Origin of the sequence: Pragia fontium DSM 5563 = ATCC 49100, assembly GCF_900112475.1 — a bacterium.
GTDB classification, from domain to species: domain Bacteria; phylum Pseudomonadota; class Gammaproteobacteria; order Enterobacterales; family Enterobacteriaceae; genus Pragia; species Pragia fontium.
On sequence record NZ_FOLW01000007.1, the window covers coordinates 1 to 12,046 of the forward strand.

11 protein-coding genes are annotated in these 12,046 nt (G+C 45.1%); 3 read left to right on the forward strand and 8 right to left on the reverse strand.

Annotated elements, in window-relative coordinates:
- Window positions 1-268: 268 nt before the first annotated feature.
- Complete coding sequence (locus BMZ28_RS10945; protein WP_074823163.1) at window positions 269-1,117, reverse strand: nucleotidyltransferase domain-containing protein; 849 nt, start codon at window positions 1,115-1,117, stop codon at window positions 269-271.
- A gap of 215 nt (window positions 1,118-1,332) precedes the next feature.
- Between BMZ28_RS10945 and rtcR the strand changes: the two genes are divergently transcribed.
- On the forward strand, window positions 1,333-2,931 hold the full coding sequence (gene rtcR / locus BMZ28_RS10950; protein WP_074823166.1) for an RNA repair transcriptional activator RtcR: 1,599 nt from the start codon (window positions 1,333-1,335) through the stop codon (window positions 2,929-2,931).
- 78 nt (window positions 2,932-3,009) lie between these two features.
- Here rtcR and clpB read toward each other — a convergent pair whose 3' ends face one another.
- The 3 genes from clpB to rluD all read right to left on the reverse strand — a co-directional run bounded on the left by clpB (window position 3,010) and on the right by rluD (window position 7,426).
- Entirely contained in the window at window positions 3,010-5,583 is a 2,574-nt protein-coding gene (gene clpB / locus BMZ28_RS10955) for an ATP-dependent chaperone ClpB (RefSeq protein ID WP_074823169.1), read from the reverse strand.
- A gap of 134 nt (window positions 5,584-5,717) precedes the next feature.
- The gene (gene yfiH, locus BMZ28_RS10960) at window positions 5,718-6,449 is read right to left on the reverse strand and encodes a purine nucleoside phosphorylase YfiH (RefSeq protein WP_074823173.1); all 732 of its coding nucleotides are present in this window, start codon (window positions 6,447-6,449) and stop codon (window positions 5,718-5,720) included.
- Window positions 6,449-7,426 carry a 23S rRNA pseudouridine(1911/1915/1917) synthase RluD gene (gene rluD, locus BMZ28_RS10965; protein ID WP_047781578.1) on the reverse strand — a complete coding sequence of 326 codons (978 nt, stop codon included), beginning with the start codon at window positions 7,424-7,426 and terminating at the stop codon, window positions 6,449-6,451. Before rluD ends, yfiH begins: the two co-directional genes overlap by 1 nt.
- A gap of 133 nt (window positions 7,427-7,559) precedes the next feature.
- Here rluD and bamD point away from each other — a divergent pair, with 133 nt between their 5' ends.
- On the forward strand, window positions 7,560-8,291 hold the full coding sequence (bamD, locus tag BMZ28_RS10970) for an outer membrane protein assembly factor BamD (RefSeq protein WP_047781579.1): 732 nt from the start codon (window positions 7,560-7,562) through the stop codon (window positions 8,289-8,291).
- 201 nt (window positions 8,292-8,492) lie between these two features.
- Window positions 8,493-9,674 (forward strand): pyridoxal phosphate-dependent aminotransferase, encoded by a 1,182-nt coding sequence (locus BMZ28_RS10975; RefSeq protein ID WP_047781580.1) that lies wholly within the window; start codon window positions 8,493-8,495, stop codon window positions 9,672-9,674.
- An 86-nt stretch (window positions 9,675-9,760) separates the two neighbouring features.
- Here BMZ28_RS10975 and rplS read toward each other — a convergent pair whose 3' ends face one another.
- From rplS to rpsP, 4 genes are read right to left on the reverse strand one after another with little or no spacing between them, the layout of a single operon-like run.
- Complete coding sequence (gene rplS / locus BMZ28_RS10980) at window positions 9,761-10,117, reverse strand: 50S ribosomal protein L19 (RefSeq protein ID WP_047781582.1); 357 nt, start codon at window positions 10,115-10,117, stop codon at window positions 9,761-9,763.
- A gap of 56 nt (window positions 10,118-10,173) precedes the next feature.
- Window positions 10,174-10,920, reverse strand: coding sequence for a tRNA (guanosine(37)-N1)-methyltransferase TrmD (trmD, locus tag BMZ28_RS10985; protein WP_074823175.1), 747 nt, complete (start codon window positions 10,918-10,920; stop codon window positions 10,174-10,176).
- 54 nt (window positions 10,921-10,974) lie between these two features.
- On the reverse strand, window positions 10,975-11,505 hold the full coding sequence (gene rimM / locus BMZ28_RS10990) for a ribosome maturation factor RimM (RefSeq protein WP_047781584.1): 531 nt from the start codon (window positions 11,503-11,505) through the stop codon (window positions 10,975-10,977).
- Between the two features lie 18 nt (window positions 11,506-11,523).
- Window positions 11,524-11,772 carry a 30S ribosomal protein S16 gene (gene rpsP / locus BMZ28_RS10995; RefSeq protein WP_047781585.1) on the reverse strand — a complete coding sequence of 83 codons (249 nt, stop codon included), beginning with the start codon at window positions 11,770-11,772 and terminating at the stop codon, window positions 11,524-11,526.
- Between the last annotated feature and the right edge of the window lie 274 nt (window positions 11,773-12,046).

Consider the following 12,046-nt stretch of genomic DNA (forward strand, 5'->3'; position numbering starts at 1 on the left):
ATTTATCTGGCAAGTGCTAATTGCAAAAAAATTACTGACTGCTGATTGTTTAAACAAAAACATCTTAAATTGACTATTACGACAACAATTTCAATCAGTGAACGTTCTTTCTACAGAGATCTTTCCATTTTTATCAACTTCATTTTACCCTTATATCTCTGTCATAGACTTTTACTCTATCCTGATAACATGCTCTATCCAGCATTTTCCTATTGGATATATATTCTGCTCGCCATTGATAGCGAGCAGAATATTCACTAAACCTCATTTAAAAAGCTTTGTTATCATGCTCAAACATAACGACTCGATACAAAAGTGTATCCAGCGCACTCGTATCTTGCTTTGACTCCTCAGCACATTCATCAAATGCTTTTAACCCATACCGGTCCAACTCTTGTTCAATAAAATGATGAATACATGCCAGCCGGCTACCATACTGAGATTCTGTATGGCTCCTCTTTATCTCAAGCAGATAATCTATTTCGGACAGTAATGCTTTATCATGAACAATATCCAGCAATAGTGAGAATGGCATAGGCGGAACCGTTGATCGTTCTTCTATCCATTTAACCGCTAATAATGGACGCAATACATAAAGGTATTTTTTCAGCCTGACGCTTTCTCCCTGTAGATAGCCGCGAAAATTCTTTTTGGCCATCGACAGATAGTGATATTTCGCCCTTAATCCAGAAAAGAACTCAACGGCCAGCTCGCGTAAAACCGTCATAAACGCTTCATCCTGCCGATACACAATGGGAGAGTCCAACCATTCCAGTAGTGTTGGGTTAGCCCGTTTTAGTAACCCCAGCGTTTTACGCAATTCCCAACCACTGATATCTAACTCATCATCCAACGGTCTTTCAATCACATCACGACCAGGTTCCACCGTTAAATACCACCCAGGCTTATGAACATAGATAAACCGTACGTCATAATCGCTGTCTGTGGATGCAAATCCCCATCCACGACTTCCTGACTCACAGGCGTAAAGAATTTTAACGTCGAACTTCCGTTCAATTTCCGTCAGTTCTTCCAGTACGCGTTTTTTCATTTCCACAGAAACAGGATGTTCATCAGCCGACAACGATCTTTTTGTTATCAGTAAACCGTTTTCCATATTATCGACTCCTTATATTTTCAATAATTCTCATCTATTCACCGACAAGATATAGCTAATTGCGTGCCAACTTTCTGCAACCTTGAAAAAAACCACGTAATCCATTGTTTTAAAATACCTTAATAAAAATCCGTCAAATCATTTGCTTTATAGCCGCAGAAAGAAAAGTAAGATATCTTATTCTTGCAGATAATATTTATATTCAGGGATAAGGAATGAAGCGAGTAGCAATTGGCGTATTAGGGACGGTACTGGATAAACGTGGCAAACGTGAAAATCGCTGGAATAAGTGGCGCCCAACTATCGGTTTATGTCAGCAAGCAGATTTGCCTCTGGACAGATTAGAACTGCTCCACCAGCCTAGAGATCGTGGTATGGCTGAGCAAGTCGCCGAAGATATTCAACAAACCTCACCACAAACCGAAGTTAAGCTAACGCCAATCACGCTACACAATCCTTGGGATATTGAAGAGGTCTATACCACTCTGTTGGATTTTGCCGAGCACTATCCCTTCGATCCAGACAATGAAGAATATTTGGTGCATATCACCACCGGTACTCACGTTGTCCAGATATGCTGGTTCTTGCTAACGGAGGCGCGCTATCTTCCGGCTAAACTGGTGCAAACAATGCCGGATAGAGAGTCCGGCAGAGGAGAAAATCCGGTCAATCCTGCCGGAGGATATTCCATCATCGATCTGGATTTGAGCCGCTACGATCAGATTTCAACCCGGTTTCAACAAATAAAAGAACAGTCTCTGTCGTACCTGAAGGCGGGAATTGCGACTCGAAATGCCACTTTTAATAAATTAATTGAAGAGATAGAACGCGTAGCCGTTCGTTCTACTGCACCAATTCTGATGATTGGCCCAACGGGAGCAGGTAAATCTTTTCTGGCTCGTCGGATTTATGAACTAAAGCTGGAAAGACACCAAATCAATGGCCGATTTGTTGAAGTTAACTGCGCTACTTTGCGCGGCGATAGCGCTATGTCCACTCTGTTTGGTCATGTTAAGGGCTCATTTACCGGAGCACAAACCGATCGTTCTGGTCTGCTACGAACCGCCGATGGAGGAATGCTATTTCTGGATGAAATAGGCGAATTAGGATTGGATGAGCAAGCGATGCTATTGAAAGCCATTGAAGAGAAAAAATTCTTTCCATTCGGTAGTGACAAAGAAGTACAGAGCCACTTCCAACTTATCGCTGGTACTCATCGGGACTTGCGTAAACAGGTAAGTGAAGGTTTATTTCGTGAAGACCTGTATGCTCGAATCAATTTGTGGACTTATAAATTACCGGGGCTTGCCCAACGTAGTGAAGATATTGAACCCAATCTGGATTATGAATTAGCACGCTTTGCCCGAGAACATGGGGAACAAACCCGTTTTAATACCGAGTCGCGTCGTAAATATCTGACGTTTGCCACCTCAAGCGACGCTCTCTGGTCAGGCAACTTTCGCGAACTAGGTGCATCAATAACTCGCATGGCAACGCTGGCAGAATCAGGAAGAATTACTGACACCGTGGTGTGCGATGAAATAAAACGTCTACAAGATGGCTGGGGATATACCACAAAAGAAATAGCCTTACCTGAGATAGAACAGCCAATAGACTTATTTGATTACTACCAACTAAAAGCAGTCATTGAAGTATGTAAAACTAGCGTTAGCTTATCAGAAGCCGGCAGAAAACTGTTTGCGGTTTCCCGCCAACAGAAACAAAATCCCAACGATGCCGATAGATTAAGAAAATATCTGGCACGTTTTGATTTAAATTGGGAACAGCTAAAGCAAATGATGGCGGAAAAATAGCGCGTTTAGGCCAATTTCTTCGTATAAAAAAGGGCGACATCTGTCGCCCTTTTCGATTGATTATCACTACATTATGAATTACTGCTTAGCCACAATCTTATCATTTTCAACATCCAACTCTACCGGCACGCCAGGTAATAGCTGACCAGATAAAATTTGCTGTGCCAATGGATTTTCGATTTCCTGTTGGATCGCCCGTTTCAATGGACGTGCCCCATACACAGGATCGTAACCCTCTTTTGCCAGTAAATCTAACGCGGCTTCAGACATGGTAATCATATAACCACGATCTTCCAGACGCTGATACAAACGCTGTAGCTGGATGCGTGCAATGGATTTAATCATGCTCTCACCCAACGGATGGAAGACCACCGTTTCATCAATACGGTTGATGAATTCCGGACGGAAGTGATGGCTTACCACGCTCATCACTAACTCTTTCATTTCACCATAATCTAACTCACCAAAACGCTCCTGAATCATATCGGAACCTAAGTTAGAGGTCATAATGACAACCGTATTACGGAAATCAACGGTACGCCCTTGCCCATCAGTCAAGCGGCCATCATCCAACACTTGCAATAGAATGTTAAAGACATCCGGATGCGCCTTCTCTACTTCATCCAGCAAAATAACGGAATATGGCCGACGGCGCACGGCTTCGGTCAAGTATCCACCTTCTTCATAACCGACGTATCCCGGAGGTGCCCCGACTAAACGAGAAACGCTGTGTTTCTCCATAAATTCGGACATATCGATCCGCACCATCGCATCATCACTATCAAACATAAAATTAGCCAATGCCTTAGCTAACTCAGTTTTACCTACCCCTGTCGGCCCAAGGAACAGGAAAGAACCGATTGGTCTATTCGGATCTGATAAACCGGCACGGCTACGGCGAATCGCATTAGATACCGCTTCAACCGCTTCATTCTGGCCAATCACTCGGGCATGGAGTTGTTGCTCCATACGCAACAGTTTGTCACGCTCCCCTTCCAGCATCCGATCAACAGGAATACCTGTCGCCTTCGCCAGAACCTCAGCAATCTCTGCATCCGTCACTTTATTACGCAGCAGCTTCATAGTCTTGCCTTCAGACTGCATCGCTAATGCCAACTGTTTTTCCAGTTCAGGAATTTTACCGTACTGCAATTCAGACATACGCGCTAAATCGCCAACTCGACGAGCCTGTTCCAGAGAGGTTTTCGCCTGTTCCAGTTCAGTCTTAATGGTTTGCGTTCCTGACAATGCCGCTTTTTCAGATTTCCACTCTTCATCTAATTCAGAGTATTCGCGCTCTTTTTGCTCTAACTCTTCGTTCAGCATATCCAGACGTTTCTTACTGGCATCATCAGACTCTTTCATCAGCGCCTGCTGCTCCAGTTTTAACTGAATAATCCGGCGATCCAAACGATCTAATGACTCAGGTTTAGAGTCCATCTGCATACGAATGCTGGATGCAGCTTCATCGATCAAGTCAATGGCTTTATCCGGTAATTGACGATCGGAAACATAACGATGCGACAACGTTGCCGCCGCGACAATGGCCGGGTCAGTAATTTGCACATGGTGGTGCAGTTCATAACGTTCTTTCAGACCACGCAGAATCGCGATGGTATCTTCTACCGTTGGTTCAGCCACATAAACTTTCTGGAAACGACGTTCCAGCGCCGCATCTTTTTCAATGTACTGGCGATATTCATCCAATGTAGTTGCACCAACGCAGTGTAACTCACCGCGTGCCAACGCAGGCTTCAGCATATTCCCGGCATCCATCGCACCGTCGCCTTTACCCGCCCCCACCATGGTGTGCAATTCATCAATAAACAGAATGACGCTGCCTTCCTGTTTAGCTAAATCACTGAGTACACCTTTCAGACGCTCTTCAAACTCTCCGCGATATTTAGCTCCAGCGATCAAAGCCCCCATATCCAGAGAAAGTACCCGTTTATTTTTCAGACCTTCCGGAACTTCACCATTAACAATACGCTGGGCCAAACCTTCGACGATGGCGGTTTTACCTACGCCAGGCTCACCAATTAATACCGGATTATTTTTGGTTCGACGTTGTAATACCTGAATAGTACGACGAATTTCTTCATCACGACCGATAACCGGGTCTAGCTTGCCTTGTTCAGCCCGCTCAGTCAGGTCAATAGTATATTTTTTCAGCGCCTGACGTTGATCTTCCGCATTGGCATCATCCACGCTTTCACCACCTCTTAATTGGTCGACGGCTTTCGTCATCTGATCTTCAGTTGCACCGGCTTTCTTAAGCAGATCGGCTAACTGGCCTCGCTCCTGCAACGCAGCAAGAATAAACAGTTCAGAAGAAATAAACTTATCGCTACGTTTTTGAGCCAGTTTGTCACACAGGTTTAAAATACGGACTAATTCATTAGACGGCTGAACATCACCGCCAGCACCTTCCACCTGTGGAGCACGACTCAATGCATCATTCAGGTCACCGCGCAGGCGATTAACATTAACGCCAGCTGAAGTCAGCAGTGGAGCAATGCTTCCACCTTCCTGAGTTAACAAGGCACTCATTAAGTGAATAGGTTCTATAAATTGATTATCTCGACCCAGCGCCAATGATTGTGCATCAGCCAGAGCGAGCTGAAATTTGCTGGTAAGACGATCCAAACGCATAACACCTCCAGGAATAGGACTAGTATGTTGCTATGCAGTATAGATGAAGGTTGCCATTGCTTTTTTCAAGGCTAAAGTCAATATAAATTATTAAAGCTAGTTCACAGAATTAGGAACTCATTAGCTTTAATAGGCTAGTCAAGCCAAATTAAACTGGCCATTCTGCCGGTTTGTTGCTCTCGGCGATAAGAGAAAAATAACTCCGGTTGGCTTACCGTGCAGTAATCTCCACCATATATATGTTGCACACCTAATGCATTCAAGCGTTGGGTAGCCAACAAATAAATATCAGCTAAATATTTATCGCCCCTGGCTTTAAAGGCCAATTTGGCCTGAGGATCAACACTAATAAAAGCATCCCGAACTTCTGAACCAACTTCAAACTGTTCTGGACCAATAGCTGGCCCCAGCCATGCCATAATGTTTTCTGGTTCAGCGCTAAAATGTCCGACAGTTTGTTCGAGAATACCGGCTTGAAGTCCACGCCATCCGGCATGAGCCGCAGCAACTTCGTTACCCGCAACGGAACAAAACAGTACCGGTAAACAGTCAGCGGTCATAACCGCGCACACCTTACCCGGCGTACTGGTGTAGCTGGCATCAGCCTGCTGAGAGGTGGGCAAAGTCGAATTCAGCGTTAATACATCAATACCATGAACCTGTTCAAGCCATATAATATCGCCGGATACCCCCACCTCTTGAACCAAACGATGGCGATTAGATGCGACCGCATCAGCATCGTCACCAACATGATCCCCTAAATTAAAGGTATTAAAAGGTGCGGCACTAACACCACCATGGCGTGTCGTACTCGCTGACTTGACCCCAACGGGCAAATCCCATTCCGGCGTTATTAATGATGTCATTACCAGTTCATCTCATCTTTAAAGATTTCAGTATCTGCTCGTAGTGCCGCAATTAGCTGTACCATATCATCAGGTAATGGCGCATGCCATTCCATGAGCTCTCCAGATATCGGATGATGTAAGCGCAACATGATGGCATGTAATGCCTGGCGGTCAAAACTGCGTAATGTTTTGATAAATTCTTCAGATGCGCCTTTTGGAGGACGAGGTCGACCACCGTATAACTGATCGCCAACTAATGGGTGGCTAATATGTGCCATATGCACACGAATTTGGTGAGTCCGCCCAGTTTCCAAACGTAAACGTAAACGGGTATGGGCGCGGAAGTGCTCCATAATACGATAATGGGTTACCGCTGGTTTGCCCATCGGATAAACCGACATATGCGTCCGCTTGGTTGGATGACGAGCAATCGCTGCGTCAACGGTTCCCCCACCGGCCATCGTACCAATGGCTACCGCTTCATATTCCCGAGTTATTTCCCTTGCCTGAAGCGCTTCCACTAAACGTGTTTGGGCTGGAACGGTCTTCGCAGCCACCATTAATCCAGTGGTATCTTTATCCAATCGGTGAACAATACCCGCACGTGGCACATCGGCAATCTGTGGATAATGATGTAGCAACGCATTCAATACCGTACCGTCTGGATTACCAGCACCGGGATGCACCACAAAGTCTCTGGGCTTATTAATAACGATAATGTCGTCATCTTCATAAACAATATTTAATGCAATATCTTGAGCTTCCCAGCGTAGTTCTTCTTCGATCAGTGCATCAATTGATATACACTCACCCCCTAGCACCTTTTCTTTAGGTTTGGAGATTATTTGACCGTTTACCGACACGCGCTCCTCTAATATCCATTCTTTTATACGAGAACGTGAATAATCAGGGAACATTTCGGCCAAAGCCTGATCTAATCGTTGACCGAGTTGCGACTCGGCAACCGTTGCTGTGAGTTGTACTTGCTGTGACATAAAATAACTTCTTAAGTTTTAAGTTGGGTTTTAGCGGCAATGCCGTTTAAAATACTATGCTATTGTAACTGGTACTCATCGGAAGCTGAATGGATAGCTTCCCGAACAACACTCTGAGGATAAGCAAAACGTCATGATGCGTATGAAATATTTAGTAGCCTCTGCCATATTAAGCCTGACGTTGGCAGGTTGCTCATCGGACACTATCCCCGATAATCCGCCATCGGAAATGTATGCAACCGCGCAAGAAAAACTTCAAAGCGGTAACTTCCGCGCAGCAATTACCCAACTGGAAGCGCTGGATAACCGATATCCGTTCGGCCCTTATTCGCAACAAGTGCAACTGGATCTCATCTACGCTTACTATAAAGCTGATGATCTACCATTGGCACAGGCAACTATCGATCGTTTCTCTCGTTTAAATCCAACGCATCCTAACATCGATTACGTGATGTATATGCGTGGCATAACCGATATGGCCTTTGATGGTAATACCATACAAAACTTTTTTGGTATTGACCGTTCTGACCGCGATCCACAGCATGCCCGCGTAGCATTCCGCGACTTTACTCAGTTAGTGCAAAACTTTCCACAAAGCGCATATGCCGCAGACGCCCAAAAACGTTTAGTGTTCTTACACAATCGTTTGGCTGACTATGAACTTTCCGTAGCGCAATATTACACTAAGCGCGGCGCTTTTGTTGCAGTAGTTAATCGCGTAGAGCAAATGCTGCGTGATTATCCTGACTCACGAGCAACTCGTAAAGCATTACCGTTAATGGAAAACGCTTATCGTCAGTTACAACTGCCAGCGCAGGCTGATAAGGTCAAAAAGATTATCGAAACCAACGATATTAAAGCATAGTTGCTTTTCCTGTATCACTCACAATCGCTATGCATAAGCATAGCGATTGTTCTCTTCACTTCTGCTCTCCCTTTTCATGTTATCTCTTCTTCACCTCTAATAAATTTAATCTGCCAATATTTACATTATTCATGAAACTCGCTAATTTATTCAATTGAGCCATTTCAATTGAATAAAAATTCATTATAAAGAGAGATACTTATGGATCGGCGGACACTTTTAAAATCATCAGGTTGGCTTTTGGGCGGTCTGACACTTGGTAATCTGGCTTCTGGTGTAGCCAGAGCTAGCCAAAATACTCAAACGGCTAACAGCATTGCCAGCGTTTTACCTATTCCAACCAAGCAACAGCCGTTATTGCTTAACTTCAATGAAAACTCCCTCGGCATGTCGTCTAAAGCACAGCAGGCCATCGTTCATGCATTGCCACAAGCTTTTCGCTATCCGGATGCAGCCAGAGAACAACTTATTGAGAAGATAGCCGAAAGTCATAAGCTAAAAGCGCAAAATATCTCATTAGGTAATGGTTCTTCAGAATCTATTCAGGCTGTAGTTCAGATGGCCATTTATCAGGCTCAGAAAGCCGGCCAGAAAATTCAGGTTATTGTACCGGATCCAACGTTTAACTATGCCGAACTCTACGCCAAAGCACTGGGCGTAGCCGTCATCAAAGTCCCGCTAAACGACAAGCTGGCTTTCGATATTGATGCGATGAAAAAGTGTGCTGACGAATTCCCTGGGGTATCCATCATTTATTTATGCAACCCAAATAACCCAACCGCGACAATTACGCCAGCTGAAAAAATTGAGCCATGGATCAAAGCCGCTTCTGAACGCACGCTTTTCTTGCTGGATGAAGCCTATGCCGAGTTTGTTACCGATTCTCACTTCCGCAGCGGCATTGAACTGATCAAGCAAGAATTTAAAAACGTTGTGGTCACCCGCACTTTCTCCAAAATTTATGCCTTGGCCGGACTGCGCATTGGCTATGCGGTTGCCCATCCCGATATTATTTCTCAAGTCGAAGCATTTGTTTCTTTGGATAATACCAATACTGCAAGTGCAGTAGCTGCATTGGCATCACTGGAAGATAAAACCTTCCTGACCATCAGTCGCACATCGGTTGAGACATCGCGCAAAATTGTGACCAACGCGCTGGATAAGCTGGGATTGGAGTACTTACCTTCACAGGCAAACTTTATATTCCATAAAGTGCCGGGCGAGGTAAAAGTCTATCAAGATAGAATGAAAGAATATCATGTGTTTGTCGGTCGAGAATTCCCTCCAGCAGTAGGCTGGAATCGCCTGACGCTGGGTACGCCGGAAGAGATGACCACTTTCGTTAGCGTACTGAATGAATTCCGTGCCAAAGGCTGGGTGTAATACAACATAAACAATGAAATCCAGCTATAAAAAAAGGGCTTAGCATTGCTAAGCCCTTCGTATAACTAATCGCTTTCGGATGTTGCTTAAGCTTTGCTGCCAAGACGCTCTTTGATACGAGCAGACTTACCGGCACGCTCACGCAGATAGTACAGTTTAGCTTGACGAACGGCACCACGACGCTTAACAGAAATGCTGTCAATGACCGGTGAGTGAGTTTGGAATACACGCTCTACGCCTTCGCCGTTAGAAATCTTACGAACAGTGAATGCTGAGTGCAGACCGCGGTTACGAATCGCGATAACCACGCCCTCGAATGCCTGCAGACGCTTTTTAGTACCTTCAACAACCCATACTTTCACTTCCAGAGTATCACCTGGACGGAATGATGGGACGTCTTTCTTCATCTGTTCTTGTTCAATTTGCTTAATAATGTTGCTCATAATTTCTCTCTTACCCTAGGTAAACTGAAACTGCGGGAACGGTTACCCTTCCCTTATTAGTCTTGCTGCTTATGTTCCTGTTGGAACTGTTTAAGCAACATTGCTTGCTCATCAGTCAGAGCTAGGCTTTTTAGAAGCTCAGGTCTTCTAAGCCAGGTGCGACCCAACGACTGTTTCATGCGCCAAAGACGAATATGCTCATGGTTGCCCGAAAGTAATACTGCCGGTACATCCATGCCATCTAACACCTCAGGGCGAGTATAGTGCGGACAGTCCAACAGACCGTCAGCAAACGAGTCTTCCTCAGCCGACATTTGATGTCCCAATACCCCCGGAATAAAACGAGAGACGGAATCAATCAACGTCATTGCGGGAAGTTCGCCGCCGCTAAGCACATAATCACCGATAGACCATTCTTCATCGACTTCGGTTTGGATTACGCGCTCATCCACGCCTTCATACCGACCACAAATCAGAATCAACTTCTGACTGGTTGCCAGTTCGCAAACCCCTTGTTGGTCTAGTTTGCGTCCCTGTGGCGAGAGATAAATCACCTTCGCCCCTTCGCCTGCCGCTGCTTTTGCTGCGTGTATTGCATCCCGTAAGGGCTGAACCATCATCAACATACCAGGTCCACCGCCATATGGGCGATCGTCTACGGTACGGTGTCGATCGTATGTGAAGTCACGAGGACTCCAACAATTTACACTCAGCAGGCCATTTTTTACTGCTCGGCCGGTTACCCCATGATCAGTAATCGCGCGGAACATTTCGGGGAACAGGCTAATGACACCAATCCACATACTTCACGTTCCATTTGCTACTACCGCCCGACGCTTAATACGCCGAATACGGAGTTAGAAACCAGGATCCCAATCAACCTCAATCGATTGAGCAGCGAGATCTACTTTCTTGATAACTTGTCCATCCAGGAACGGGATTAAACGCTCCTTCGCACCAAAAGCATCTTTCAGGTTAGCCCTAACCACCAGAACATCGTTAGAACCGGTCTCCATCATATCGGTGACTTTACCCAGTTCATAACCTGAAGTGGTTACCACTTTACAACCCATAAGGTCTTTCCAGTAGTAATCCCCTTCTTCCAGGGTCGGCAGTTGTTGTGAATCAACGGCAATTTCGCAATTGGTTAATCCATTGGCAACGTCCCGATCGTCAACGCCTTTCAGCTTGATGATCAGATCCTGATTGTGGCGTTTCCAGCTTTCTAACTCGATAACGCGCCATTCACCAGCCCGCTGGATATACCACGGCTGATAATCGAAAATACTTTCAGACTGCTCGGTGGATGAGAACACTCTGAGCCAACCCCGAATGCCATATGTAGAACCCAGTTTCCCAAGAACTATCGGATTTAGTAGCTTGCTCATAGCAGACACCCAGACAAATTATGCAGCTTTGTTTGCGTCTTTGATCAGCGCAGCAACGCGATCAGAAACGGTTGCACCCAGACCAGTCCAATGATTGATACGGTCCAGATCTAAACGCAGACGCTCAGCCTGACCAGAAGCGATCGGGTTGAAGAAGCCTACGCGTTCGATGAAGCGACCGTCACGTGCATTACGACTGTCGGTCACAACAACTTGATAAAACGGACGCTTTTTTGCGCCGCCACGAGCTAAACGAATTGTTACCATAACATCCTCATTAGTTAATAAAACACGCAGACCCCATCGAGGAACGGGGTCTGGTGCAATATAAAAAGCCCGAAAAGTTTACTCATTTTGGCGCAAAAAGCAACCTAAAGCGCCTGATATTAATGATTCAATCCCAAAAGAGAACCAAAATAAACTTGGCATGGCTAATAACCCAGCTAACTTACCATATAAATTCAATTGATAGCGTCGCTATATTACTTTTTGGCACATTTAGTTTTTTTATTAAATAAAATCTAATAGCCGTTTACCCGAC

Coding starts and splice junctions, on each gene's coding strand:
- BMZ28_RS10945 (WP_074823163.1), bottom strand. CDS start 1,117: ATGGAAAACGGTTTACTGATAACAAAAAGATCGTTGTCGGCTGATGAA.
- rtcR (WP_074823166.1), top strand. CDS start 1,333: ATGAAGCGAGTAGCAATTGGCGTATTAGGGACGGTACTGGATAAACGT.
- clpB (WP_074823169.1), bottom strand. CDS start 5,583: ATGCGTTTGGATCGTCTTACCAGCAAATTTCAGCTCGCTCTGGCTGAT.
- yfiH (WP_074823173.1), bottom strand. CDS start 6,449: ATGACATCATTAATAACGCCGGAATGGGATTTGCCCGTTGGGGTCAAG.
- rluD (WP_047781578.1), bottom strand. CDS start 7,426: ATGTCACAGCAAGTACAACTCACAGCAACGGTTGCCGAGTCGCAACTC.
- bamD (WP_047781579.1), top strand. CDS start 7,560: ATGATGCGTATGAAATATTTAGTAGCCTCTGCCATATTAAGCCTGACG.
- BMZ28_RS10975 (WP_047781580.1), top strand. CDS start 8,493: ATGGATCGGCGGACACTTTTAAAATCATCAGGTTGGCTTTTGGGCGGT.
- rplS (WP_047781582.1), bottom strand. CDS start 10,117: ATGAGCAACATTATTAAGCAAATTGAACAAGAACAGATGAAGAAAGAC.
- trmD (WP_074823175.1), bottom strand. CDS start 10,920: ATGTGGATTGGTGTCATTAGCCTGTTCCCCGAAATGTTCCGCGCGATT.
- rimM (WP_047781584.1), bottom strand. CDS start 11,505: ATGAGCAAGCTACTAAATCCGATAGTTCTTGGGAAACTGGGTTCTACA.
- rpsP (WP_047781585.1), bottom strand. CDS start 11,772: ATGGTAACAATTCGTTTAGCTCGTGGCGGCGCAAAAAAGCGTCCGTTT.